Annotated in this window: 26 protein-coding genes; 10 read left to right on the top strand and 16 right to left on the bottom strand. The window is 59.7% G+C overall.

From position 1 onward, the window contains the following. Positions 1-2 precede the first annotated feature (2 nt). Together ACR0JA_RS19145 and ACR0JA_RS19150 are read right to left on the bottom strand one after the other, a co-directional pair. Entirely contained in the window at positions 3-2,456 is a 2,454-nt protein-coding gene (locus ACR0JA_RS19145; protein WP_480578507.1) for a GcvT family protein, read from the bottom strand. Positions 2,457-2,471: 15 nt separating this feature from the next. After that, entirely contained in the window at positions 2,472-2,852 is a 381-nt protein-coding gene (locus tag ACR0JA_RS19150; protein WP_480578509.1) for a GFA family protein, read from the bottom strand. Here ACR0JA_RS19150 and ACR0JA_RS19155 point away from each other — a divergent pair. Then, positions 2,846-2,995 (top strand): hypothetical protein, encoded by a 150-nt coding sequence (locus tag ACR0JA_RS19155; RefSeq protein WP_480578511.1) that lies wholly within the window; start codon positions 2,846-2,848, stop codon positions 2,993-2,995. The two genes, ACR0JA_RS19150 and ACR0JA_RS19155, sit on opposite strands and share 7 nt — an antisense overlap. On the opposite strand, the gene ACR0JA_RS19160 is transcribed toward ACR0JA_RS19155, so the two are convergent. Beyond that, on the bottom strand, positions 2,989-3,558 hold the full coding sequence (locus ACR0JA_RS19160) for a helix-turn-helix domain-containing protein (RefSeq protein WP_480578513.1): 570 nt from the start codon (positions 3,556-3,558) through the stop codon (positions 2,989-2,991). The genes ACR0JA_RS19155 and ACR0JA_RS19160 overlap by 7 nt on opposite strands. 55 nt (positions 3,559-3,613) lie before the next feature. On the opposite strand from ACR0JA_RS19160, the gene ACR0JA_RS19165 reads away from it, so the two are divergent. Then, positions 3,614-3,958, top strand: coding sequence for a DUF1294 domain-containing protein (locus ACR0JA_RS19165; protein ID WP_480578515.1), 345 nt, complete (start codon positions 3,614-3,616; stop codon positions 3,956-3,958). A gap of 22 nt (positions 3,959-3,980) precedes the next feature. Here ACR0JA_RS19165 and ACR0JA_RS19170 read toward each other — a convergent pair whose 3' ends face one another. Further along, positions 3,981-4,499 carry a GNAT family N-acetyltransferase gene (locus ACR0JA_RS19170; protein ID WP_480578517.1) on the bottom strand — a complete coding sequence of 173 codons (519 nt, stop codon included), beginning with the start codon at positions 4,497-4,499 and terminating at the stop codon, positions 3,981-3,983. Positions 4,500-4,560: 61 nt separating this feature from the next. Next, a complete protein-coding gene (locus tag ACR0JA_RS19175) occupies positions 4,561-5,733 on the bottom strand; it encodes an acetyl-CoA C-acyltransferase (RefSeq protein ID WP_480578519.1) in 1,173 nt (390 codons plus the stop codon). Positions 5,734-5,834: 101 nt separating this feature from the next. On the opposite strand from ACR0JA_RS19175, the gene ACR0JA_RS19180 reads away from it, so the two are divergent. The 3 genes from ACR0JA_RS19180 to ACR0JA_RS19190 all read left to right on the top strand — a co-directional run bounded on the left by ACR0JA_RS19180 (position 5,835) and on the right by ACR0JA_RS19190 (position 8,440). Then, entirely contained in the window at positions 5,835-6,173 is a 339-nt protein-coding gene (locus ACR0JA_RS19180) for an STAS domain-containing protein (protein ID WP_480578521.1), read from the top strand. Positions 6,174-6,195: 22 nt separating this feature from the next. Beyond that, positions 6,196-6,645, top strand: coding sequence for an ATP-binding protein (locus ACR0JA_RS19185; protein ID WP_480578523.1), 450 nt, complete (start codon positions 6,196-6,198; stop codon positions 6,643-6,645). Positions 6,646-6,862: 217 nt separating this feature from the next. Beyond that, positions 6,863-8,440, top strand: a complete 1,578-nt coding sequence (locus ACR0JA_RS19190; protein WP_480578525.1) for a gamma-glutamyltransferase family protein — start codon at positions 6,863-6,865, stop codon at positions 8,438-8,440. A gap of 24 nt (positions 8,441-8,464) precedes the next feature. On the opposite strand, the gene hspQ is transcribed toward ACR0JA_RS19190, so the two are convergent. After that, positions 8,465-8,791: a heat shock protein HspQ gene (gene hspQ / locus ACR0JA_RS19195; RefSeq protein WP_480578527.1), complete on the bottom strand. Its 327-nt coding sequence runs from the start codon at positions 8,789-8,791 to the stop codon at positions 8,465-8,467. Positions 8,792-9,010: 219 nt separating this feature from the next. Here hspQ and ACR0JA_RS19200 point away from each other — a divergent pair, with 219 nt between their 5' ends. After that, a complete protein-coding gene (locus ACR0JA_RS19200) occupies positions 9,011-9,592 on the top strand; it encodes a transglycosylase SLT domain-containing protein (protein ID WP_480578529.1) in 582 nt (193 codons plus the stop codon). 10 nt (positions 9,593-9,602) lie between these two features. Here ACR0JA_RS19200 and ACR0JA_RS19205 read toward each other — a convergent pair whose 3' ends face one another. The 4 genes from ACR0JA_RS19205 to ACR0JA_RS19220 form a co-directional block, all read right to left on the bottom strand. Then, positions 9,603-10,199: a LolA family protein gene (locus ACR0JA_RS19205; protein ID WP_480578531.1), complete on the bottom strand. Its 597-nt coding sequence runs from the start codon at positions 10,197-10,199 to the stop codon at positions 9,603-9,605. Positions 10,200-10,238: 39 nt separating this feature from the next. Continuing rightward, complete coding sequence (locus tag ACR0JA_RS19210; RefSeq protein ID WP_480578533.1) at positions 10,239-13,142, bottom strand: DNA translocase FtsK; 2,904 nt, start codon at positions 13,140-13,142, stop codon at positions 10,239-10,241. A gap of 14 nt (positions 13,143-13,156) precedes the next feature. Beyond that, the gene (locus ACR0JA_RS19215) at positions 13,157-14,338 is read right to left on the bottom strand and encodes an aminotransferase class I/II-fold pyridoxal phosphate-dependent enzyme (RefSeq protein ID WP_480578535.1); all 1,182 of its coding nucleotides are present in this window, start codon (positions 14,336-14,338) and stop codon (positions 13,157-13,159) included. Positions 14,339-14,446: 108 nt separating this feature from the next. Further along, positions 14,447-15,775, bottom strand: coding sequence for an amidase (locus tag ACR0JA_RS19220; RefSeq protein ID WP_480578537.1), 1,329 nt, complete (start codon positions 15,773-15,775; stop codon positions 14,447-14,449). A gap of 54 nt (positions 15,776-15,829) precedes the next feature. Here ACR0JA_RS19220 and ACR0JA_RS19225 point away from each other — a divergent pair, with 54 nt between their 5' ends. Continuing rightward, the gene (locus ACR0JA_RS19225; protein WP_480578539.1) at positions 15,830-17,092 is read left to right on the top strand and encodes an FAD-dependent monooxygenase; all 1,263 of its coding nucleotides are present in this window, start codon (positions 15,830-15,832) and stop codon (positions 17,090-17,092) included. Here ACR0JA_RS19225 and ACR0JA_RS19230 read toward each other — a convergent pair. From ACR0JA_RS19230 to ACR0JA_RS19245, 4 genes are all read right to left on the bottom strand, one after another. Continuing rightward, a complete protein-coding gene (locus tag ACR0JA_RS19230) occupies positions 17,089-17,274 on the bottom strand; it encodes a Trm112 family protein (RefSeq protein ID WP_480578541.1) in 186 nt (61 codons plus the stop codon). The two genes, ACR0JA_RS19225 and ACR0JA_RS19230, sit on opposite strands and share 4 nt — an antisense overlap. Then, entirely contained in the window at positions 17,271-17,912 is a 642-nt protein-coding gene (locus ACR0JA_RS19235; protein ID WP_480578543.1) for an LON peptidase substrate-binding domain-containing protein, read from the bottom strand. Before ACR0JA_RS19235 ends, ACR0JA_RS19230 begins: the two co-directional genes overlap by 4 nt. 27 nt (positions 17,913-17,939) lie before the next feature. After that, positions 17,940-18,857: a thioredoxin gene (gene trxA / locus ACR0JA_RS19240; protein WP_480578545.1), complete on the bottom strand. Its 918-nt coding sequence runs from the start codon at positions 18,855-18,857 to the stop codon at positions 17,940-17,942. Positions 18,858-18,933: 76 nt separating this feature from the next. Continuing rightward, entirely contained in the window at positions 18,934-19,722 is a 789-nt protein-coding gene (locus tag ACR0JA_RS19245; protein WP_480578547.1) for an exodeoxyribonuclease III, read from the bottom strand. 211 nt (positions 19,723-19,933) lie between these two features. Between ACR0JA_RS19245 and ACR0JA_RS19250 the strand changes: the two genes are divergently transcribed. After that, complete coding sequence (locus ACR0JA_RS19250) at positions 19,934-20,389, top strand: hypothetical protein (RefSeq protein ID WP_480578549.1); 456 nt, start codon at positions 19,934-19,936, stop codon at positions 20,387-20,389. A gap of 150 nt (positions 20,390-20,539) precedes the next feature. Here ACR0JA_RS19250 and ACR0JA_RS19255 read toward each other — a convergent pair whose 3' ends face one another. Next, entirely contained in the window at positions 20,540-21,226 is a 687-nt protein-coding gene (locus ACR0JA_RS19255; protein WP_424831655.1) for a response regulator transcription factor, read from the bottom strand. A gap of 161 nt (positions 21,227-21,387) precedes the next feature. Between ACR0JA_RS19255 and ribA the strand changes: the two genes are divergently transcribed. Together ribA and ACR0JA_RS19265 are read left to right on the top strand one after the other, a co-directional pair. After that, positions 21,388-22,482, top strand: a complete 1,095-nt coding sequence (ribA, locus tag ACR0JA_RS19260; protein WP_480578551.1) for a GTP cyclohydrolase II — start codon at positions 21,388-21,390, stop codon at positions 22,480-22,482. Then, positions 22,479-22,979 carry a L,D-transpeptidase family protein gene (locus tag ACR0JA_RS19265; RefSeq protein ID WP_480578553.1) on the top strand — a complete coding sequence of 167 codons (501 nt, stop codon included), beginning with the start codon at positions 22,479-22,481 and terminating at the stop codon, positions 22,977-22,979. The genes ribA and ACR0JA_RS19265 overlap by 4 nt, the downstream gene beginning before the upstream one ends. Here the strand turns inward: ACR0JA_RS19265 and ACR0JA_RS19270 are convergent. Beyond that, positions 22,963-23,622 carry a YggS family pyridoxal phosphate-dependent enzyme gene (locus ACR0JA_RS19270; RefSeq protein WP_480578555.1) on the bottom strand — a complete coding sequence of 220 codons (660 nt, stop codon included), beginning with the start codon at positions 23,620-23,622 and terminating at the stop codon, positions 22,963-22,965. The genes ACR0JA_RS19265 and ACR0JA_RS19270 overlap by 17 nt on opposite strands. Positions 23,623-23,716: the final 94 nt, after the last annotated feature.

Here is a 23,716-nt window from a genome sequence, read left to right on the forward strand (position 1 = left end):
GGTCAGGCCCGCAGCCTCTCGTTCGCGGGATCCCAGAGCGGTTGATCCTCTTGCACCACAGCGCGGCATTTCTGGCCGTAGATTTCGACCTCAAGCTCTGTCCCGGGCTGGGCGGCGTCGGTCTTGACCATGCCCAGCGCGATGGATTTTCCGACACGATAGCCCCAAGCGCCCGAGGTTGTCTCACCCACGATCTCACCATTCTGCCAGATGCAGGACATGTAAGGCGCATCGCAGTCACCGGCCTCAACCGTCAGCGTCACAAAGGCTTTCTTCACGCCCTGCTGCTTTTCGTTCTGGATTGCCGCTTTGCCCGGAAAGTCTTGCGGCTTGTCCAGTTTGACAAAGCGTTCCAGACCGCCTTCCAGAAGCGAGTAGTCGGTCGACAGATCGCCCTTCCACGCGCGGTAACCTTTTTCGATGCGCAGCGAGTTCAGGGCATACATGCCGAACGGCTTGGCACCTGCCGCAAGAATTGCGTCGTAAATGGCGGGCATGTCTGCGTTTTCGGCATGAACCTCCCACCCCAATTCACCGGCAAAGGATACCCGCAAAAGCGCAACCCAACCGCCTTTGATTTCGCTTTCCTGAAAACTGAGCCACGGCAGGGTCAGGTCGGCATCGCAGACCTTGGCAAGAACCTCGCGGGATTTGGGGCCGGTTACGATCAGCGTATCCATCCGCGTGGTCCAGTCTTCCAAGGTGAAGCCCGCGCCAGCGGGAATGCGGCGCTCCAGCCATTCCCGGTCGTGCCATTGCGCCGTCGCCGCTGTCACCAGCACGAACAGGTCTTCGGCCTCGCGTGTCACGGACATCTCGGTCAGAATACGCCCGCGATCATCCGAGAAATAGACCAGCCCGACTCGGCCGATCTTGGGCAGCGATCCAGCCACCAGACCGCGAAGCCATTCATCCGCGCCCGGACCCTGGATTTTGAACCGGGAAAAACCTGGCAGGTCCAGCACGCCGCAATGGTCACGAACGGCCTCGCATTCTTCCTTGATGCGCTGCTCCCACGGGCCAGAACGACCCCAGGTATGGGTTGCGTTCAGCGAGGTGTCATCGCCCGGCTTTGCGAACCAGTTGGCGCGTTCCCAGCCGTTATAGGCACCCATAACGCCACCCAGCGCTTTGACCTTGTCATGCACCGGCGACAGTTTCTTGTCGCGCGCCGCAGGCCATTCATGGTGCGGGAAGTGCATGGCATATTCGTTGCCATAAACCTCCATGCCCTTTTGGTTGCAGTAATCCTGATCTGTGTAGTCGGTATAGCGACGCGGATCGACGGCCCACATATCCCATTCGGTCGCACCATCGACGATCCATTCCGCCAGCACTTTGCCGGCGCCACCGCCCTGCGCGATGCCGAAGGTAAAGGTGTGCGCCTCAAACGCGTTGTTCACACCGGGCATCGGACCGATCAGCGGCAAGCCATCCGGTGCGTAGGGGATCGGGCCGTTGATGACACGGCCAACCCCCGAGCTTGCCATCAGCGGCACCCTTTCCATCGCGTCGGTCACAATGTCTTCGATGCGGTCCAGATCGTCATTCCACAGCTGGAACGAGAAATCTTCAGGCATCGGGTCATCCTCGGTCATCCAATGGCCCTTGCAGTTGGGCTCGTAGGGACCAAGGTTGAAGCCGTTCTTTTCCTGCCGCAGATAGTACGAAATATCCACGTCGCGCAGCAGAGGCAGCTTGCTGCCGTTTTCCTTGGACCACGCCTCGATCTCGGGGATTTCGTCTGTCAGAAGGTACTGATGGCTCATGACCATCGCGGGAACTGTGCGGCCACCGAAGGGCTTGAACCATTCGCCCACACGCTGCGCGTAGTATCCGGCGGCGTTGACGACATAGTCACACGCAATGTCGCCCTTATCTGTGTGCACCGTCCAGGTTCCGTCATCGTGCTGGGTCACGCCCGTAGCCGGGCAGAAACGGATGATTTTCTGGCCCATATCGCGCGCGCCCTTGGCCAATGCCTGAGTCAACTGGGCCGGATCGATATCGCCATCGGTCGGGTCATACAGGACGCCTTCCAGATCATGCGTTTCCAGAAACGGATAACGTTTCTTGGCTTCTTCCGGCGTCCACATCTCCATCGGGATGCCCTGATAGCGGCCCATCGCCATGGCACGCTCGAATTCCTGCATCCGCTCTTTGCTGTGCGCCAGACGGATCGAGCCCGATACGTGGTAATTCATCGGATAGTCGACCTCTTCCGCCAGCCGAGAATACAGCTCGGTTGAATAGCGCTGCATATTCATGATCGCCCACGAGGTCGAAAAGGTCGGAACGTTGCCCGCCGCGTGCCAGGTCGAACCTGCGGTCAGTTCGTTCTTTTCCAGCAGCACGCAGTCTGTCCAGCCTTTCTTGGCCAGATGATACAGCGAGGAGGTCCCCACCACACCGCCACCGATAATGACCACGCGGGCTTTTGTCGGAAAATCACTCATGTGTCTTGATCCCTGTTACTGTGCCCGTCGGGGCAGATCGTCCGTGATGTCGTAATAGTCGCCCTTGTCCGCCACGAAGATGTGCTTGGCGAGCGAAAGGCCCGTGGGGTTGTCAAACGCCCCCATGGAAATCGAAATCGTGTCCTCGTCGTTATGCTGCCAGAAGAGGAACGAACCGCATTGCGCGCAGAATCCGCGCCGCGCGGTGTCCGAGGCGCGGAACCAGCGCAGCGTGTCGCTGGCTGTGAAGCGCAGGTTGTCTTGATGGGTCGATGTCGACGACCAGAAATGACCCGACTGCTTGCGGCACTGACCGCAATGGCAGGCCGAAGGCGGCGACAGTTCTCCCTCGACCGCAAATGCGACCGCGCCGCAGAGGCAGGAACCGATTGTCATATGATCTCCCATTTGCTGTGGACGTGGTGTTGGCACCCAGCAATATGCTGCAGATGATGAAACAAACCGCGATGACCCGGCGTGGTGACGAACACCACCCAGAACAGGGCGATTATGGTCCAGACTTCAACGCTCATCAGTAGACCGGCGGGGCGATGACCCAGATGGCCACAGCGGGCTCATCATACGGGTTTGCCCATTGATAGGGTTCGTGTTTGATGCGAAAACTGTCGCCCTCTCCAACGGTGAAGCTACGCGTACCAATGGTCAGATCCAGACGCCCCGAGACCACGTATCCGACCTCTTGCGTCGGTCGGTTGGCCGGAGTTTGCATTTTTGATTGCGGTTCGAACGTGGAATGGACCATCTCAAAATCATCGGTCAGATCAGGTGACAGAAGTTCCTCGATCAATCCTTCGCGGTTCGACCCCATCGGGCGGCGCGCGCCAGCGCGCACGACATAGCCCTGCTCATCCGCCGGGGCTGCTGAATGGGCAAACAGCATCGACATCGGAACCCCCAGGCATTGCGCAATCTGGCGCAGGTCCGAGATCGAGGGGTCCGATTTGTCACGCTCAACCTGACTGAACCACCCGACCGAACGATCCAGACGCGCGGCGATGTCAACCAAGGTCAACCCGCGCGCTTTTCGCAGCGCGCGGATGTCCGCTCCGAGTGTCGCACTTTGGGGGGCCTGGCTGTTCACGGCCGCTCCGATTCTCGTGAAATTTTCTCCTCGTTTTTCACGATGGCGCGAATCGGTGAAATTTCCAAGCATTTTTTCACTTGGGTCGCTATGCCCGATTGGCTATGTCCCGGGCATGTGGATTGCAGTGATCTATCTTTGGGCAATTAACGGTCTGACTTTGCTGTGTTTCGGCTGGGACGAAGCCCGGGCAAAGCGGCGCAAACGCCGCGTGCCCGAACGCAGGTTGCTATGGCTCGCAGCGCTGGGCGGCAGCCCGGGCGCGCTGTTGGGGCGATGGCTGTTCGGGCACAAATCCCGAAAGCGCGGCTTTTCCGCCTGGTTGTTCGGGGTGGCCGCCCTACAGTTCACGGCCTTGTATTTTGCATTCAGCTTCGGCGTACCGACCCTTGCGCCATGACTTTGCCCTGGTGGGCGTTCAATCAGCCGAACTCGCGAACATACATCTCAGTGCTATGGTTCGAGCGTTCCGGCCAAAGTTTGAAGCCGGACTTTTGCAGAACGCGGGCCGAGGCCGGGTTGTCGCGTCCGACACCGGCAACCAATCGCAGTGACGGGCCAGATGTCAATGCGGACAGAAGCCCCTTGAGCAGCTCTGAGGCGTAGCCCTTTCCCCATGCACTTTCTGCAAACAGGTAACCGATATGGATATCCGGGACTGCACCGGCATCAAAGTCACCAGCCAACACCAACAATCCGATCAGCTGAGCGTCGCTGCTTTGGCGAACCAGCAAGATCTCGCTTTCGGCGCGGCGGGCCGCGATCCAGTCGGGCACGCCCTGATCTGTCAGGTGCACGGGTGGCGGCAAAGTCTCAAAAACGGCAGGGGTCAGCAGCGCGGCAAGCTCTTCGGTCAGCCTGCGCCTCGCTTGCGGCTCTGAAAGCTCAACGTCCCAATGCCTGACCGAAAGGCGCGGCGTGAGGAATTGGTTCGGTATCATGCGTGATCCAGCGGATTACAGAATTTTCAAAATCTAGCAGGTCCTTTGCCAAAGCAAAACGTTAGACCCGCTCGATCGCTATGGCCGTACCTTCGCCGCCACCGATGCAGATCGCGGCGACGCCGCGTTGCAGATCGCGGGTTTCAAGCGCATTCAACAACGTCACTATGATCCGCGCACCGGATGCTCCGATTGGATGGCCCAATGCGCAGGCACCGCCGTTCACGTTCACGATCTCGCGCGACAAACCCATTTCGCGCATGAAGGCCATGGGAACCACGGCAAAGGCCTCGTTGACCTCCCACAGATCAACATCGTTTTTGGACCAGCCGATACGATCCAAAAGTTTCTGCGCCGCAGGCACCGGCGCAGTGGTGAACAGGCCCGGAGCCTGCGCGTGACTGGCATGACCCACAATACGGGCACGGACCGTCAGTCCCTGTGCCTGCGCCGCGGCCGCCGACGCCAGAACAAGCGCCGCCGCACCGTCCGAGATCGAAGAGGAATTGGCCGCTGTCACTGTTCCATCCTTGCGAAAGGCCGGTTTCAGGGTTGGAATTTTCTCAGGCCGCGCGGATTGAGGTTGCTCGTCTGTGCTTTGCATGAGGTCGCCTTTGCGCGCCCGAACCGTCACGGGCGTGATTTCACGGTCGAACGCGCCGCTTTGCTGCGCACTGATGGCGTTTGAGAGGGATTGCAGCGCATATTCGTCCTGCGCCTGACGCGTGAACTGATAGGTTTCGGCACAATCTTCGGCGAAAGTGCCCATCAGGCGGCCCTTGTCATAGGCATCTTCAAGCCCATCAAGGAACATGTGATCCACCACCTGACCATGACCGATCCGCGCACCGCCCCGCATCTTGGGCAGCAGATACGGAGCGTTGGTCATGCTCTCCATCCCGCCCGCGACCATGGTGTCCGCATGGCCCAGGGCAATCTGGTCAAAAGCCATCATCGCGGCCTTCATCCCCGATCCGCACATCTTGTTGAGAGTAGTCGCGGGCACGTCTTCGCCCAGACCGGCGGCAAATCCGGCTTGCCGCGCCGGGGCCTGACCCTGACCGGCGGGCAGAACGCAGCCCATCAGAACTTCGTCGACCGACTGCGCCCCTGCACCTTCCAGCGCTGCGCGGATGGCTGCGCCGCCTAATTCCGCAGCAGGGACGCCGTCAAACATGCCCTGAAACCCACCCATCGGCGTGCGGGCGGCCCCCGCGATCACAACTTCGTTCATCTGATGCCTCCCAGCGTTTTCCTCTCTTGGATACCGAATGGTAAGAATTGCCGTCTAGCGTATTTCTACGATCTGTTTTCAAACCGCAGGGGTGGCTGTCCATGAAGCTCAGCAGCAGCATGACCAACGATGCGCAGGTGATTTCCGTTCATTGCGACCGGATAGATGCCGCAATGGCCATTCAGTTCAAGGAAGACATGCGGACGGAAACCGAAAACGACAGCCTGCGCGTGATCCTGGATCTGTCCTCGGTTGAATTCATCGATTCCAGTGGGCTGGGGGCGATCGTCGCCTCGATGAAACAGTTGGGGGATGCACGCCGTCTGGATCTGGCGGGATTGCATCCTGTCGTCGAAAAGGTGTTTCGATTGACACGCATGGATACGGTGTTCCGGTTGTTTGCCTCACTGGACGATGCGCTGGCCGCAGGTTGCCACTGACACCGGTCGGGAGTGAATAGGCGTGGCCCAAAACTGCAAAAATGGCTGCATCGACCTGAGCTTTCCCGCCACCGAGGCCGAGGCGAGCGCAGGAATCGCAGACCTCAGCCGCCAGTTGATGGCGCATGGGGTTCCGACAGATCGGGCCGATGGCGTTAAGATCGCGCTGGCCGAGGCAATCAACAACGTGGTGGAACACGCCTATGACGGGTTGATGCCCGATGAAGTGCGGATTTGCTGCCGTCTGTCGGGCGAGTTTCTTGAAGTCGAGATCGTGGATACCGGCAACCCGATGCCCGGTCTTCAGCCGCCGGACGGCCCCCCGCCCACGGTCGAAGTTGCACGCAAAGACCTGCCCGAAGGGGGCTTTGGCTGGTTCATGATTCACAATCTGGCCAGCGCAGTTCGGTATGAAAGACATGACGGGTTTAACCGCCTGTGTTTGTCGTTTCGTTTTTCCGACGCGTCGTAACGGGCACCAAATGGTCACAATAAGGCCCAGATCGAACCATTGTCGCGCCGCAAACCCCGGTCAGAAAGGCAGGGTAGCTCAGATAGCTTCCCTCGGCGCCTAGCGTCACAGCCCCCACCCAGTGAACGGCGCCGAGGACCTCCCTCTCTCTTTGAATTTATTGGACAACCCGGCATCCGGGCTTAGAGTTCGCCTGACCAATTCAGGGGACATCACAATGCGCGACCTGCATCTGCCCGGCCGATCCGAGGTTCTGTCGACACAAGGCATGTGTGCTACATCACATCCTCTGGCCGCCAAAACGGCATTGGACATCCTGGCGCGCGGCGGCAATGCCATGGATGCGGCCATCGCCGGCGCCGTCCTGTTGGGACTTTGCGAACCGCAGATGACCGGGCTTGGCGGCGATTGTTTTGTGCTGTTCAACCGCGCGGGCGAGGACAAGGTTCGCGCGCTAAACGGCTCTGGTCGCGCGCCGATGGCTGCGGATGCCGCGACTTTGCGGGAAAGGGGGCTAACCACCGTCCCCATAAACAGCCCAGACGCCGTGACGATCCCGGGCGCAGTGGATGCGTTTTGCCATCTTGCCGGAACCGAAGGTCGTATGGGCCTGGACGCAATCCTGCAACCGGCCATCCACTATGCCGATACCGGGGTCCCAGTCGCACCTCGCGTCGCATTCGACTGGGCCGAAGGCGAAGCAACGTTGCAGGGCGCTGCCCGCCAGCACTTTCTGAGCGACGGGACCGTACCGCGAATCGGCCAAGTCTTTCGTGCGCCTGGCCAGGCCGAAGTTCTGCGCCGCATCGCAAAGGATGGCAGGGATGCGTTCTATACCGGCGAAATTGCGCAGGACATGGTGGACGCTCTGACAAAGCTGGGTGGCGTTCATACGACCGACGACTTTGCCGCAACCACCTGCGATGAAACCAAGCCCGTTGGCAGCAACTACGCCGGTGTCGAATTGCTGGAGCATCCGCCCAATGGTCAGGGCGCGACCGCGTTGCTTTTGTTGAACATTCTCTCGCATTTCGACATGTCAGCGATGGATCCGTGGGGGGCCGAGCGTATTCACATCGAAGCCGAGGCCACCAAACTGGCCTATGACGCCCGCAACCGTTTTATCGCAGATCCCGATCACACCGCTCGGATGGCGCATTTTTTGGCCCCTGAAACAGCAACCCGTCTGGCGGCCCTGATCGACCCGAACCGAGCGATGCCCGCCCCGGCGCCCCTGACCGAAGCTATTCACAAAGACACAATCTATATCACTGTTGTCGATCGGGACCGGATGGCCGTGTCGCTGATCTACTCTATTTTTCACGGTTTCGGGTCCGGTATCGCATCGGAAAAGTTCGGCATCCTGCTACAGAACCGCGGTGCCGGGTTCACGCTGGAGGCAGGTCACCCGAACGAATTGGCGGGCGGAAAGCGCCCGATGCATACGATCATTCCTGGCATGCTGCGTCAGCACTCCCGTGTTCTGATGCCTTTTGGGGTCATGGGCGGCGCTTACCAACCGACCGGCCATGCGCGATTTGTGTCGAACCTGACGGACTTTGATCTCGGCCTGCAGCAAAGCATTGATGCCCCCCGCGCCTTTGCGGATGGCGGCATACTTAAAGTCGAACGGGGTTACCCCGACACTGTTCGGGAACAATTGTCCAATCTGGGGCATATTGTTGAAATTCCACCCGCGCCACTGGGCGGGGCACAGGCGATCCGAATCCGTGAAGACGGTGTTCTTGAAGGGGCCAGCGATCCTCGCAAGGACGGTTGCGCGCTGGGATATTAGCGGCGCGCCAAAGCGCCAGAGAAATCAGTTCAACTGGAAATGCAGCGGGTAGGACCCGTCCTGAAACGGACCGAACATATTGGGAATGTCGGGATGGTCCACAGGCTCACCCGATTGGTCCTCAACCAGATTTTGTTCTGAAACATAAGCCACATAGAAGGATTGGTCGTTCTCGGCCAGAAGGTGATAGAACGGTTGATCCTTGATCGGACGGCTGTCTTCGGGGATGGCCTGGTACCATTCTTCTGAATTCGAAAATTCAGGGTCCACGTCAAAAATCACCCCTCGGAAGGGATGTCTACGATGTCGAACCACCTGACCCAGGCGGTACTTGGCGTTTGTCTTTAGCATTGTCCTTGCCCCCAATGTATTTTCTACATTGTTCCGGGCCAAATTGCCAATCCTTGATCGGAGATTTCGGGAAACAGTCTGTGAACATCCTTATGACAGTGCCCGAGCGGCGCGCTGTGGAAAGTGGCAATACTGACAATTGCACCCATTATTCTGAAACGATTGTGATTCCCTCGCAGCTCAATCTGCGCTAGAATAAAGAAAAAAGGCACGAGGCACATGAGCAGAATTCTTTTCGTACTCTTCGGGGTGCTGCTTTTGGCATCCTGTGGGGGCGGTTCGAACCAACCGCCCAGCAGATTGAACGACGCGTGCAGCATTGCGCGCGAAAAGCCGGATTATATCAAGGCGTTCCAAAAGACCGAACGGAAATGGGGCGTCCCCGTTCACGTTCAGATGGCGACGATCTATCAGGAAAGCCGCTACAAGCACGATGCGCGCACGCCGCACAAATACGTGCTGGGCGTCATCCCGATGGGCCGCCAAAGCAGCGCCTATGGGTTCAGCCAGGCGCTGGACGGCACGTGGAAAGAGTATCAGCGCGAAACCGGCAAACGCCGCGCCAAGCGGGATCGCATTCGCGATGCCTCGGACTTTATCGGCTGGTACATGAACAAAAGCTACGAGCGGAACGGCATCCACCCGACAGACACGCGCAACCAGTATCTGGCCTATCACGAAGGCCATACCGGTTATGCACGCGGCAGCTATAATCGCAAGTCATGGTTGCTGAATGTGGCCGATGACGTGGATGTGCGGGCGCAAATGTATCAGGCGCAACTGGCAGGTTGCTGGTACTAAAAATAGTGGATCAGCGGTCAGCTGATCCACGTTTTTTTCCATCCGAGAACAGATTCTGATCCAGACGACCACCTTCGGTCAGCGGGCCCAGCAGAACTGTGGTCTGGGTGCCCGCATTGTCATGGATCACCCATTTCCGCAGTTCGACCGGGTTACTTGTGAACATCAGTTCGATGCGACCGCTATCGGGGTTTTTCGGGTCTTGCGCCGTGACTACGGTGGCGGTGCCGTCAAAGTCGTGGCCCACCACCATATTCGCCTGCCCAAGATTGACATTGCGGGCCAGCACCAGCGACAGCGGTGTACGCTTTAACGGGTATTGCTCGGGCGGCTGGTTCGACTTGGTATCAAAGATCAGAACCGACCCCGATCGCGCCAGAACCACAGCATCATTTGGCGGATCATATTCGAACCGCATCTTGCCCGGACGCTGCAACCACAGCTTTCCGGTGCTGAGTGAACCATCGTCATTCACTTGCGTAAAGGTCGTCTGAACCGTTTTCAAACCGTTCAGGTAATTCGAAATTTGCGACAGCGGCAACTTGTCCGCCGCCCAGGCCGCAGGCGCGGCCAATGTCAAAGCAAGGGCAAAAGCAATCTGTTTCATAGGACCCAGATAAGCGTTCCGCCCTTGTTATTAAATATCCTATTGCTCGGGGACGAGTATTTCGCGTTTACCGACGTGATTTGCCCCGGAAACAACGCCTTCGTCCTCCATCTGCTCAACAAGCCGCGCAGCTTTGTTGTAACCGATGGCGAGTTTCCGCTGGATATACGAGGTCGAACATTTGCGATCCTTGATCACAATCGCAACCGCCTGATCGTACAGCGCATCCTCTCCGTTCGTGTTGCCACCTGTGTTCAGGCCCAGAACCGCGTCGATATTGTCGGCCTTTTCCTCGGCCGGTCCATCGACGACACCGCTCATGTAATCGGGCGGGCCGAACTGTTTCAGATGGTTGACGATTTCCTCGACCTCTTCGTCCGAGACGAACGGCCCGTGGCAACGGGTGATCTTGGCCCCGCCCGCCATATACAGCATGTCGCCCTGCCCCAGAAGTTGTTCGGCGCCCATCTCTCCCAGAATGGTGCGGCTATCGACCTTCGAGGTCACCTGGAACGAAATCCGGGTCGGGAAGTTCGCCTTGATCGTACCAGTGATCACGTCCACGGACGGACGCTGCGTGGCCATAATCAGGTGAATGCCCGAGGCCCGCGCCATTTGTGCCAGGCGCTGAATGCAGGCTTCGATCTCTTTGCCCGCGACCATCATCAGGTCGGCCATTTCGTCGACGATGACAACGATATAGGGCATCGCCTCGGGCGCGAATTCTTCGGTCTCGAACATCGGCTCACCGGTTTCATCATCAAACCCGGTCTGGACCGTGCGGCTGAACATCTCGCCCTTAGACAGGGCATCCTTCACTCGGCCGTTGTAGCCGGCGATATTGCGGACGCCCATCTTGGACATCTTGCGGTAACGATCCTCCATCTCGCCCACGACCCATTTCAGAGCGACAACCGCTTTTTTCGGGTCGGTCACGACGGGCGACAACAAGTGCGGGATGCCATCATAGACGCTGAGTTCCAGCATCTTCGGGTCGATCATGATCAGACGGCATTCATCCGGTGACAGCTTATACAGCAGCGACAGGATCATCGTGTTGATCGCCACCGACTTACCGGAACCGGTCGTGCCGGCGATCAGCAGGTGGGGCATCTTGGCCAGGTTCGCAACAACGGACTCACCGCCAATATCCTTGCCCAAGGCCAAAGGCAGCGCGTGGTTGCCATCGCCGAAATCGCGACTGGCGAGAATCTCGCGCAACACCACCATCTCGCGATTTTCATTCGGCAGTTCGATCCCGATGACCGAACGCCCCGGCAAGGTTGAAACCCGCGCAGACAGGGCCGACATTGACCGGGCGATGTCATCCGCCAGACCGATCACGCGGCTGGCCTTCAGACCGGGTGCAGGCTCCAATTCGTACATGGTTACGACCGGGCCCGGGCGGACGCTGACGATCTCACCCTTGACGCCATAATCGTCCAGCACGTTTTCCAGCATCCGCGCGTTTTCCTCCAGCGCCTCATCGCTCAGGTGATGGCGTTGAATGCTGGCCGGGTTGGACAGCAAGCCCAGCGGGGGCAGTTCGAAATCGGAATGCTTTTCTTCAAAAGACAGCGCAGGCTGCGCCTCGGCCTGTGCCCGGCGTGACGGGGGCGGCGTGCGACGCACGGGCTGTGCCACGACTGGTTTACGCGGCTCGGCAACCGGGATTTTCACAGCCTGACGCGGCGGCTGTACCTGATCTGCCATCGGCGCATCTTCAAACACCGCTTCATCGTCAAAATCGGGCTCGGGCGCATAGTCTTGATGAATCGGATCTTCCCATACGGGTTCTGCGTCGGCTGTCAGCATCGGCTCGGGCGGCAAGCCCGCCGACGTCATTGGCGGTTCCGGCGGCAGGTCGCTGACCGGGCCGTCGTTCAGGATCAACGGATCGGGCCCTCGCCCGCGCCCCTTTGTCAGGGGTCGGTTGGGATCATGTTCCGGTGTCATTTCACCAGCGGCAACCTTGCGATTGCGCACAGCGGCGGAAATCTTCGACCGGATGCGATCTTCGCCCGGCATCTCCTCATAGCCCTGCACCGGGTCCTGCGTCACCAACTCGGGTTCGGGCAACGGATCCGGGCGACGGATCAGCGAGGGCATCCGCGCAAGCAAACCGGGTTTTGGCGCAGGCTCGGGTTCTTCGATCAAGGGTTCGTCAAACACCGGGTCGGCATAGGCAAGGTCATCGTCGAACTCGGCTTGAACCGGAACGGCGCGTTCGGCCTTGCGTTCAGCCCACTGGGCGCGGCGATCCCGCGCCGCCTGTGCGGTGGCCGAGGCCCCTCGGCCCAGCATGTTCATTAGCAGATCATAGGCCATCACCAGTCCGAGCAGGAATGCGCGGAAGCCGCGTTTGACGTCCGTTTTGGTGAAGCCCAGCACAAAAACGCCCAGCATCAGCATGCCCAGCGCCATGGCCAACGACATCAGTTTGACCAGGAAATGAGAGGAGATCGGCAAAAGGGTCAGCAAGGCGCCCATGACCGTGTCGCCAAACAGGCCGCCCAGCCCATAGCTATGCGTTGCACGCCACGTGTCACCCGGCACCAATGTTGCTGCATAGACCGACACAACCGCGATCCAGATCGGTGCAAAGATCAGGCGGGCAATGGCGCGCTCTTCGGCGAAGTGGCTGGTAAAGCGCACGCCCCAACCGATCAGCACCAGGGCGATACCCCAGCTGCCCCATCCAACGATCATGAACAACGGCGCCGCAATCGAGGCCCCAATCCGCCCCATCCAGTTCTGCACAGGTGCATCTGTCGAGACCATCCAGTTGGGATCGTCCGGCGTGTAGGACCAGATCATCGCCGCCGCCGCCAGACCCAGCAGGATCAGGGCGATCCCGATCAGTTCCTTGCTGCGCCGTTCGATGGCGGCCTGCGTGGTGCTGTCCAGCAACGGATCACGGTTTCGCGCGTTCAATGATGCCATTTTGCCCTCGTACCTCACGAAAAGATGCAGTCGCGGAGCTTGATCAGCCCGCGCTGCACTTCGGTTTTTGGGGCCACCAACGCGACCCGGATAAAGTTTTCGCCCGGGTTTTGCCCCGGATCACCTTGAGAAAGATATGCGCCCGGCAGAACCCGTACTCCGGTGTCCTGCCAGACTTTCAATGCGGTTTCCTCGCCGTTATCCACCGGCAGCCATAGAAAAAACCCGGCTTCGGGCGACATGTAGCCCTGCACACCGGCAAAGACCTCATCCGCGACGGCGTATTTCTCTTGATAGAGCGCGCGGTTTTCCTGCACGTGCTGTTCATCCGCCCAGACCTTTGCTGCCGCGGCCTGCAACGGTAGCGGCAGCGGCGCGCCCGCATAGGTGCGCAATTTCTTGGCGTGCTTGATCGTCTCGGGGCCGCCCGCAATCAGGCCCGACCGCAAACCGGCCAGATTCGACCGCTTCGACAACGAGTTGAACAGGGTGATCCGTTCGGGATCGGCCCCCAATTCCTGTGCCACCGTCAACACGCCGACGGGCGCGGTGTCGCGGTAGATTTCCGAGTAACATTCATCTGCGAAAATGCGGAAATCATAGTGTTCGGCCAGACGGATCAGTTCGACCCAATACTCACGCGACGCAACCGCGCCCTGCGGGTTGGCGGGAGAGCAAATATAAGCAACCGCTGTTCGGTTCAGAACCTCATCGGGCAGGCCCGCATAATCCGGCAGGTGTCCAGTCGCTGCTGTGGCAGGCACAAAATGCGGCTGCGCACCGACCGAAATCGAAGCCACCATATAGACCTGATAGAACGGATTAGGACACAGGACGATCGGCTGTTGGCCGTTTTTCTGTTCCGGGCACAGTGCCATCGCGGCATTATATAGCCCCTCGCGGGTGCCGTTCAGGGCCATGACATTGGCCTCTGGGTCCATCGTCACGCCATAGCGGCGCTTGATCCAGTCGGTGATGGCCCCGCGCAACTCGGGTGAACCTTCATTGGGCGGGTATCCCTGAAATCCGGCGGCGTTTTCCATGATCACATCCGTCACCCAGGCCGGAAAATCATGGGTCGGCGCACCAATGGTCATATGAATGACTTCACCGCCCGGCTGATGATGATCCAACAGGGCGCGAAGACGCGGGAATGCATATGCCGGTAGGTCCGAAAACCGCTCGGGGAAATTCATAACAACTGCCTCAATACCGGGATCGTTTTCGCCCCGTTTTCTGGCAGATTACAGATCGAACATCCCACAGTCCAGACAAAGAGGTTCCGAATCAGGGGATTGTGGCATTCAGGCCAACGCGGATTCAGCCGCCGATCCCAACCGCAAAAGCGCTTCTTCCGAGCCCGGATACCCCAACAACATCAGCCCACAGCTTGGTGTCCCGGTCGGAAGCGTCAATGCCGCCAGCCCCATCAGATTGCCGATCCGGGTGTTACGCAGGGCCAGCAGGTTTTCGGTGACGTAATAGTCATGGTCGGACATCAGCCGCTCGAGATTGGGGGGCAGGATCGGCGCGGTGGGCGCAAGCACGGCATCAAACCCTGCGGTTGCCGCATCCCACGCGCTGCGGCAGGCCTTGAGTTTGGACCAGGCGGCCAGGTATTCCGGGCCGGATACATCCCTGCCGGCCCGGAACCGTTCGAGGATCTCGGGATACATCGCGTCGGGATTGGCCTCGATCACGTCACGCCAGAGGCCGTAGGCTTCGGTCGTGTAAAGCACTCCGGACAGGCTCATCGCATCGGCTAATTCAGGGACGTCAAGCGGTACGATCTCGGCACCGGCGGCCCTGAGCTTTTCCAAGGCGTCCTCGTAAGCGCGGCCAGGATCATCGCGCAAGTCATCCCGCGCTACTGTCTGCAGATCCGCAAATCGACGGCCTTGCAATGACGCCCCGCGCAGATCGGCAGGGGTGCCGCCTTCAAGCAGCGCCAGCATATGCGCAGCGTCTTCGACCGATCGGGTCAGCGGGCCGACCGTGTCGAAGCGCAGGCACAAAGGCACAACGCCTTCAAGGCTGAGCCGACCCGAGGTTGTTTTCAGACCAACCAGATCGTTCCAGGCGGCAGGAATGCGCACCGATCCGCCGGTATCCGACCCTATGCCACATGCGGCCAGACCCCAGGCAACCGACGCCGCAGCCCCCGAAGAAGACCCCCCCGGTATCGCGCTTTCGTCGTGAATACAGGGCGGCGTGGCCGTGATCGGGTTCAGGCCAAGGCCCGAGAAGGCCAGTTCGCTCATATGCGTCTTGCCCAGACAGACCGTGCCCATCGCGGTTGCGTTCCGCACGACCAGAGCGTCGGCGTCCGGCACCCGGCCTTTCAACAGCGCCGAACCCGCTTCGGTGCCGATATCGGCGGTGTCGAACAGGTCCTTCCAACTGATCGGCACGCCGTCAAGCAGAGATCGCCGCAACCCGGATGTGACGCGATCCTGCGCGGCCTTCGCTTCGGCCCTGGCCCGGTCATGGGTTACACACGCATAGATCGTATCGCGATGCGGATGGGAGTCGATGGCGTTCAGGTAGGTTTCGGTCAGCTCGACGGGATCAATCTGCCCCATGCCGATCCCCCGACCCAGATCACATGCGGTCATGGTCAACCAGTCCTGCATCCTGCACCCTCCTGACTTTCTTGCGTGTCCCGGACGGTAGCGACAGGACCGCACATGGACAATCCCGAAAGGGCGCGCATATTGCAGGGCATGACACAAGGTTCCGATATCCTGATCGTCGGCGGCGGGCTGAACGGCCCGGCGCTGGCCCTTGCACTGGCTCAGACGGGGCATTCGGTCACCGTCATCGACGCGCTGGCCGAACAATCCCGCCGGGACACCGCCTTTGACGGGCGGGCCTATGCGCTGGCGTTGGCGTCAAAACGGCTGTTGGAAGCAATCGGCGTTTGGGACCGCGTTGCCGAACACGCCCAGCCGATGTTGGACATCAAGGTCACCGATGGCCATGCAGGGGCCGGACCATCCCCGTTCTTCATGCATTTCGACCATGCCGAGATCGAAGAGGGGCCTATGGGCTACATGGTCGAAGATCGCCACCTGCGACGCGCCTTTCTGGATGCTTTGGGCGACACAGCGGCGATAACGCAGATCAACGGCAGAACCGTCACCGCACAAGACACCACCGCAACTGGTGTGATGCTAACTTTGGATGACGGGGCTTCGGTACCGGGGGGGCTGCTGGTCGGGTGCGACGGTCGCGCCAGCAGTACTGCCAAGCGGGCGGGCATCAAGCGTACCGGCTGGGATTACGGCCAGACCGCGTTGGTCTGCGCCATCGAGCATGACCTGCCTCATCACGGCACCGCGCATCAGTTCTTCATGCCACCGGGTCCGCTGGCGATTTTGCCGCTGACCGGCAACCGCAGTTCGATTGTCTGGAGCGAACGCACCGAAACCGCCCAACACATCAATGCCTTAACCGAGGATGACTACCTGCAGGTTCTGCGCCCGCGATTTGGCGATTTTCTGGGTGACATCCAATTGGCCGGAGACCGGTTTACCTATCCCCTGAACCTGACCATCGCCAATTCGTTCATCGCAGATCGTCTGGCTTTGGTCGGCGACGCCGCACACGGGATGCACCCGATTGCCGGTCAGGGCCTGAACGCCGGTCTACGGGACGTCGGCGCGCTGGCCGAGGTGGTCACGCTGGCCGGACGACGCGGCGAAGATATCGGCTCGACCCTGGTTCTGGAGCGCTATCAGGAATGGCGGCGGTTCGACACCGCGTCGCTGGCGATGGCCACAGATGTGTTCAACCGGCTGTTTTCCAACGACAACCCCCTGCTGCGCATTGGTCGTGACATCGGGATGGGCATCGTCGGATCGCTGCCGGGGCTGCGGCGCGGATTTGTCCGCGAGGCTGCCGGACTGACCGGAGACTTGCCGAAACTTCTGCAGGGCCAGGCAATCTAGTCCAGTTCGCGCGCCTCATCCACCAGCATCACCGGGATACCGTTGCGGATCGGAAAGGCCAGCCCTGCCGCTTTGGACACCAGTTCCTGCCGGTCCGCATCGTAATGCAGGGTCGTCTGTGTCTTGGGGCAGATCAGCGCCTCAAGCATGTGGCGGTCGAACGCATGGTCCGTTTCGGTCATTGCAGTTTTTCCTCGTTTGAACCGCCGCGCATGGCGAATTCGATCAGCGTCACCAGCGTTTCGCGCCGGGTGCGCAGGCATGGAGCCTCGAGCAGCGCTTGTTTGTCCTCGGGGTCGAAATCCAGCAGCATCGACAGGGAGTTGACCAGTAATTCGTCATCGGCGTCTTTCATCGTCTCCCAATCGGTCGACAACTGTTTGGAGGCGAAAAAGCGTTCAAGCAGCAGCAGAAAACCCGTGCGGTCAAAGCCGTCATCGGTTTCCGACTTGCCCAGATCGCGATCAAACCCCTTCCACGAAACCGCGCAACGGCGATAAGGTGTGAACCCCTCAAGCTCGGACATCACCCGGAACCGCGAGATGCCGGTCAGCGTGATCATATATCGACCGTCTTCGGTTTCGGAGAACTGCGTGACACGACCAGCGCATCCGATCTGGTGCAGCTTGGTTTCGTCGCCCTGACAGGTGTTGGGTTGAACCATACCTATCAGCCGTTCCTTGGTCTTGAGCGCATCATCCAGCATCTGCAGATAGCGCGGCTCGAATATGTGCAGCGGCAGGCGCGCCCGCGGCAGCAGCAGCGCCCCGGGCAGTGGAAAAACAGAAACCGATTCCGGCAAATCAGCGGGATGCATCATAGCCTCAAGTCTAGCCCTGATCGGGATTTAGGCAAATATCATCGAGCTGAGTTTGCGACGTCCGTTCAAAACAACCGGATCATTGGGCTTGAGCGCATCAAAGATCGTGAAGAGTTGCGTCTTGGCGGCACCCTCGTTCCATTCGCGGTCGCGACGGAACAGTTCCAGCAATTGCGCAACCGCTTCGTCAACGTCACCGTTGGCGTGCAGTGCTTGCGCCAAATCGAAGCGCGCCTGATGGTTGTCGGGCTCGGCCTCGACGGCAGCGGTCAGTTCGCCGACCGGCCCGGCATCTGCGGCTTGCTTGGCCAGTTCCAACTGCGCATGCGCAGCTTCAATCTCGGGCGACGACGAAATCTCGGCGGGCGCTCCGTTCAGGATGGCCTCGGCCTGCTCCAGATCATCCAGGGCGATATGCGCGCGTACAAGGCCGCCATAGGCACCGGCGTGGTTCGCGTCTTCACCCAGAATGGCTGCAAATGTCTGCGCAGCGTCCACGGCAGCCCCCTCGGCCAGCATCTCTTCGGCGGCCTGAACCGCATCCTCAAGCTGCCCGCCTGGGCTTTCGCCGCCGGTGGTTTCGATCACCCGATCGACAAAGGCCTTGATCTCGGACCCAGGCACAGCACCCTGAAACCCGTCCACCGGCTGGCCCTTGTGGAAGGCATAGACCGTCGGGATCGACTGAATGCGCATTTGCGAGGCAATCATCTGCGCCTCGTCCACGTTGATCTTGACCATCTTCACCGCGCCTTTAGCGGCGGTCACGGCCTCTTCCAGCAACGGACCCAACGTTTTGCACGGGCCACACCACGGTGCCCAGAAATCCACGATTACCGGGGTTTCCTGCGAGGCTTCGATCACGTCGGCCATGAATGTGGCCTCGGTCCCGTCTTTGATCAGATCGGTGGCTTGGGCACTGTCAGCGCCGTTCAGAAGATCCATTGCATTCACTCTCTGGTTCGAAGTTGCGCCTTATATGCAACCGTCGGGCGCGGAAACCAAGGGCAGAGTTGCCCCTTTACAGATCGAAAGTCGCAAAAACCGGGGCGTGATCGCTGGGCTTCTCCCATCCGCGCGCATCGCGCAGGATGCGGCTGGAATGGCCCGCGTTCGAGATATCGGGGGTCGCCCAGACGTGATCCAGCCGTCGCCCCTTGTCAGCCGCATCCCAATCGCGCGCCCGGTATGACCACCAACTATAGAGGTTGCCTTCGGGAATATCCTGCCGCGTAATGTCGACCCATCCACCCGCATCCTGCGTTTCGGCCAGATGTTCAACCTCGATCGGCGTGTGCGACACGACCTTGAGCAGTTGTTTGTGCGACCAGACGTCATCCTCGCGCGGGGCGATGTTCAGATCGCCAACCAATATGGATTTTTCGGGCTTTTCCGCATGGAACCAATCACGCATGCCGGTCAGATAATCCAGCTTTTGTCCGAATTTCTCGTTCTTTTCGCGATCCGGTATGTCCCCGCCCGCCGGGACATAAAAGTTGTGAATCGTCACACCATTTTCCAGCCGTCCCGCAATGTGGCGGGCATGGCCCAGACCGGCGAAGTCCTTGTCACCGACCTCGACCATCGGCAGGCGTGACAGGATGGCGACGCCGTTGTAACCCTTCTGCCCCCGCGCGACCATGTGAGTATATCCCAACTCGGCAAATCCATCGGTCGGGATCTTTTCCACCGGCGACTTGCATTCTTGCAGGCACAGAACATCCGGCGCTTCTTCCTGCAGCAGTTTCAACACGATAGGCTCGCGCAGGCGGACCGAATTGATGTTCCAGGTGGCAAGAGTGAAGGGCATGGGGGATTCCTTTGTCGCGGTTGGCGCAGGTTAGCGTGGTGCTCAGCCCGGCACCATGCCTAATGAACGCCAGTGATGAGTTTTCAGATGCGCCCTCGGCAATCTCCAAGCGCCTATGAAGTGTAGATGAATTCCCCTTTATATTCCGCAACCCACATAGAAATCCGACCCTCGGCCGCCAACATTCAAGGTATTCAAGACGGAGGAGATCATGACCAGACTCAAGACGCTTGGTGCCGCTGCTCTGGCGAGCACCTTTGCCTTTGCAACCCTAGCGGCAGCCGACAGCACGCCCGACCTGCGCGGCGTTTGGAGCGGAACCCACACAGTTGCGGCCTTGCCCAACGAAAACAGCGATGGAGCCCCGCGTTTCAACCAGTCCGAATGGGTTCTTGAGATCAAGGAGCAACAGGATAACGTGTTCTGGGGCACCAGCAAATGGAGTCGGACAAGCTCGGATCGTTGGAACGAAGGTCAGGTGACCGGCACGATCAGCCGCGACGGCTCGGGCTCTATCGCTATGGTTGAAAGTCGGGTGGGGGAAGACCGCCATGTCAATGGCTTGATCGACGCCACCTTTGAGGACGGTAAAATTTACGCCGATTTTCGTAGCCTTAACAGTGGCATAACCTACAGCACTGTTTTGGAGAATGGTAACGCAAGCTAGAAAGACCCGCTACCCGACCAAAAAAAGCCGGGCCTTTCGGCCCGGCAGTCCAACAGGGAGGTGCATGTCTTGACCCGGACATGCGCGGGTTGGGAGTAACCTATACTTGCACCCAGAGTATCACTTTGATCCGCGTCAATCCACTATAGATCAAGAAACCAGGCGATATCCGCCCGATTCTGTGACCAAAAGGCGAGCATTTGATGGATCAGGCTCGATTTTCTGCCGCAACCGGTAGATGTGTGTTTCAAGCGTATGCGTGGTTACACCCGCGTTATAGCCCCAAACCTCGTGCAACAGGACGTCCCGCGCCACAACGCCATCGGTCGAGCGGTAGAGAAACTTGAGTATGTTCGTTTCTTTCTCGGTCAGGCGGATTTTGCGGTCATCCTCGGTCATCAGCATCTTCATGGCCGGTTTGAACGTATATGGACCCAGCACAAAAACCGCATCCTCGGATTGTTCGTGCTGGCGCAGTTGCGCGCGGATACGGGCCAGCAGCACCGGGAACTTGAACGGCTTGCTGACATAGTCATTCGCGCCCGCGTCCAGACCCAGGATCGTGTCGGCGTCGCTGTCATGGCCGGTCAGCATCAGGATCGGGCTTTTGACGCCCTGTTTGCGCATCAGGCGGCACAGTTCACGCCCGTCCGTGTCGGGCAGTCCCACATCCAGGATGACAAGGTCGTAAATCGCTTCGCGCGCGCGTTCCATGGCCGAGGCACCGTCGGATGCTTCGAACACGTCGAAATCCTCGGTCATCACCAATTGCTCACTAAGCGCTTCGCGCAAGTCTTCGTCGTCATCCACCAGCAGGATTTTCTTGAGCTGAGCCATGTGCGGTCCTCCTAAGCCTTTTCCATCACTTGCGTACAGAGAATGCAATCAGCAAGCTTTGCTGCAAGTGTCTCACGCCCTCGTGTCTGATGCAGAGGAAATGTTTCACATTTCTCCATGATCGGGGTAGGAGAATGACGAAACGTTACCGGGTAGCAGGAATGAGTCTCACTCCCGACATCACCGAATTGCTTGCGCGCGCGCGGGCTGATCTGCGCATGGGCGTTCCCGTTGTTCTGACCGACGATGGCGGTGGCAGCGTGCTGGCCGTGGCGTCGGAAACATTGAGCCCGCAGCGTTTGGCGGATTTGCGGGCGTTGGGTGGCACGCCGGTGGTCGCCATCACCGTCCGCCGCGCGGAAACGTTGAAGGCGCGGGCCTATGACGGAGATCTGGCGCGCGTTGTCATCCCGGCAGATGCGGATCACGCCTGGGTGCAGGCGGTGGCGGATCCGTCGGACGACCTGAGCGCGCCGATGAAGGGCCCCCTGATGACCGAACGGCAGGGGAATGCTCATCTGCATCGGATCGCTATTGCCCTAACCAAATCCGCGCGGCTGCTGCCCGCCGCAGTGGTCGCAGCGATCCCCGATGGCCCCGGCCTTGCCGCAACCCACGGGTTGACGCGCATCGACCACACCGCTGCGGCACCACATCTGGCGGATCGCAGTGCACTGCACGAGATTGTGGCCGCGCGCTTGCCGATGGAAGTGTCCGAAGCCGGTCGCCTGCACGTCTTCCGCCCCGAAGATGGCGGAGAGGAGCATTATGCCGTCGAAATTGGTCGCCCGGATCGGGATAAACCGGTTCTGGCCCGGTTGCATTCGGCCTGTTTCACCGGCGACCTGATGGGCAGCCTGAAATGTGATTGCGGTCCGCAATTGCGCGGCGCCCTGGCGCAGATGGGGACCGAGGGAGCGGGTGTTCTGCTCTACCTCAATCAAGAGGGGCGCGGGATCGGTCTGGCCAACAAGATGCGGGCCTATTTCCTGCAAGATCAGGGGTTCGATACGGTCGAAGCCAACCATCGTCTGGGTTTCGAAGACGACGAGCGCGACTTTCGCTTGGGTTCGGACATCTTGAAATCGCTGGGCTTCGGCTCGGTGCGACTGCTGACGAACAACCCCGCCAAGATCGCGATGATGGAGCGGACCGGGATCGCCGTCACCGAACGTGTTCCGCTGAAAGTGGGCGAGACGGCCCATAATCGTGGCTACCTTGCGACCAAGGCCGCAAAGTCGGGCCATTTGCTGTGACGCCGGGCGACCTTGTGCTGACCCCACAGGGCGTTCGGTTTCTGGGGCGGCCCTTTCCTTGCGCTATCGGCAAAGGCGGCCTGAGCAATACCAAACGCGAAGGCGACGGTGCCACGCCGACCGGAACGCACCGAATCGTCGGCATGTTGTATCGCGCGGACCGGATCGCGCGCCCTGCCCGTTGGGCGCGTCCGATCGGGCCCTGGGATCTGTGGTCAGATGACCCGTCGGACGAGGATTATAACCATCTGGTTCAGGCCCCATATGCGCCCAGCCACGAAAGGTTGCGCCGTGCGGACCCGCTATATGATCTGGTGCTGATAACCGATTGGAACTGGCCCAATGCCATACCCGGGTCTGGATCGGCCATCTTCCTGCATCAATGGCGTCGCTCGGGTTATCCCACTGAAGGCTGTGTTGCCTTCAGCCGAAGCCATCTGCATTGGATTGCCCGCCAGATCCTGCCGGGCACACGGTTGATTATCCCTCAGGTTTGACGCGCGCGCCGAAGATGGCCGACCCCACACGCACATGGGTTGCCCCCAGCGCAATGGCCGATTCAAAATCACCGCTCATCCCCATGGACAGCCCCTGCAAACCGTTCCGATCGGCGATCTTGGCCAACAGGGCGAAATGCAGAGCGGGTTCCTCCTCGACCGGTGGAATGCACATAAGCCCCTTGATCGGCAGGTCCAGTCCCCGGCAATCAGTGATGAAGTTATCCGCTTCAGAAGGCAGAACCCCTGCTTTCTGATCTTCTTCACCCGTGTTGACCTGAATGAACAGATCCGGGCACGTGCCGATCTCTTGCGCCAGTCGCGCAAGCGTCTTTGCCAATTTGGGCCGATCCACTGAATGGATGGAATCACACAGCTCCATCGCCTGCCGCGCCTTGTTGGTCTGCAACGGCCCGATCAGGTGCAGATCGATGCCCGAGAAGCGCTCCTTGAACTCTGGCCATTTTCCGGCGGCTTCCTGCACGCGATTCTCGCCAAAACACCTATGGCCCTGCTGCAACACCGCTTCGACCCGGTCATTGGGTTGCACTTTAGACACCGCGATCAATTGCACGGATCCTTTTGCGCGCCCTGCAGCGGATTCGGCTTTGGCAATACGGTCGGTGATATCTTGCAGCGACATGGGGCCTCTCATTCTGCGTTTGCCGCAGCAAAACACCATGTTGGCGCAAAAGAAAAGGGCAGGCCCGAAGACCTGCCCTTGAACCTTGTGGTTC

Source organism: Ruegeria sp. AM4 (assembly GCF_056540665.1).

Excerpts from the sequence above, each read along its gene's own strand:
- ACR0JA_RS19145 (WP_480578507.1), bottom strand. The coding sequence starts at position 2,456 with ATGAGTGATTTTCCGACAAAAGCCCGCGTGGTCATTATCGGTGGCGGT.
- ACR0JA_RS19150 (WP_480578509.1), bottom strand. The coding sequence starts at position 2,852 with ATGACAATCGGTTCCTGCCTCTGCGGCGCGGTCGCATTTGCGGTCGAG.
- ACR0JA_RS19170 (WP_480578517.1), bottom strand. The coding sequence starts at position 4,499 with ATGATACCGAACCAATTCCTCACGCCGCGCCTTTCGGTCAGGCATTGG.
- ACR0JA_RS19175 (WP_480578519.1), bottom strand. The coding sequence starts at position 5,733 with ATGAACGAAGTTGTGATCGCGGGGGCCGCCCGCACGCCGATGGGTGGG.
- ACR0JA_RS19180 (WP_480578521.1), top strand. The coding sequence starts at position 5,835 with ATGAAGCTCAGCAGCAGCATGACCAACGATGCGCAGGTGATTTCCGTT.
- ACR0JA_RS19190 (WP_480578525.1), top strand. The coding sequence starts at position 6,863 with ATGCGCGACCTGCATCTGCCCGGCCGATCCGAGGTTCTGTCGACACAA.
- hspQ (WP_480578527.1), bottom strand. The coding sequence starts at position 8,791 with ATGCTAAAGACAAACGCCAAGTACCGCCTGGGTCAGGTGGTTCGACAT.
- ACR0JA_RS19200 (WP_480578529.1), top strand. The coding sequence starts at position 9,011 with ATGAGCAGAATTCTTTTCGTACTCTTCGGGGTGCTGCTTTTGGCATCC.
- ACR0JA_RS19205 (WP_480578531.1), bottom strand. The coding sequence starts at position 10,199 with ATGAAACAGATTGCTTTTGCCCTTGCTTTGACATTGGCCGCGCCTGCG.
- ACR0JA_RS19210 (WP_480578533.1), bottom strand. The coding sequence starts at position 13,142 with ATGGCATCATTGAACGCGCGAAACCGTGATCCGTTGCTGGACAGCACC.
- ACR0JA_RS19215 (WP_480578535.1), bottom strand. The coding sequence starts at position 14,338 with ATGAATTTCCCCGAGCGGTTTTCGGACCTACCGGCATATGCATTCCCG.
- ACR0JA_RS19220 (WP_480578537.1), bottom strand. The coding sequence starts at position 15,775 with ATGCAGGACTGGTTGACCATGACCGCATGTGATCTGGGTCGGGGGATC.
- ACR0JA_RS19225 (WP_480578539.1), top strand. The coding sequence starts at position 15,830 with ATGGACAATCCCGAAAGGGCGCGCATATTGCAGGGCATGACACAAGGT.
- ACR0JA_RS19230 (WP_480578541.1), bottom strand. The coding sequence starts at position 17,274 with ATGACCGAAACGGACCATGCGTTCGACCGCCACATGCTTGAGGCGCTG.
- ACR0JA_RS19235 (WP_480578543.1), bottom strand. The coding sequence starts at position 17,912 with ATGATGCATCCCGCTGATTTGCCGGAATCGGTTTCTGTTTTTCCACTG.
- trxA (WP_480578545.1), bottom strand. The coding sequence starts at position 18,857 with ATGGATCTTCTGAACGGCGCTGACAGTGCCCAAGCCACCGATCTGATC.
- ACR0JA_RS19245 (WP_480578547.1), bottom strand. The coding sequence starts at position 19,722 with ATGCCCTTCACTCTTGCCACCTGGAACATCAATTCGGTCCGCCTGCGC.
- ACR0JA_RS19250 (WP_480578549.1), top strand. The coding sequence starts at position 19,934 with ATGACCAGACTCAAGACGCTTGGTGCCGCTGCTCTGGCGAGCACCTTT.
- ACR0JA_RS19255 (WP_424831655.1), bottom strand. The coding sequence starts at position 21,226 with ATGGCTCAGCTCAAGAAAATCCTGCTGGTGGATGACGACGAAGACTTG.
- ribA (WP_480578551.1), top strand. The coding sequence starts at position 21,388 with ATGAGTCTCACTCCCGACATCACCGAATTGCTTGCGCGCGCGCGGGCT.
- ACR0JA_RS19270 (WP_480578555.1), bottom strand. The coding sequence starts at position 23,622 with ATGTCGCTGCAAGATATCACCGACCGTATTGCCAAAGCCGAATCCGCT.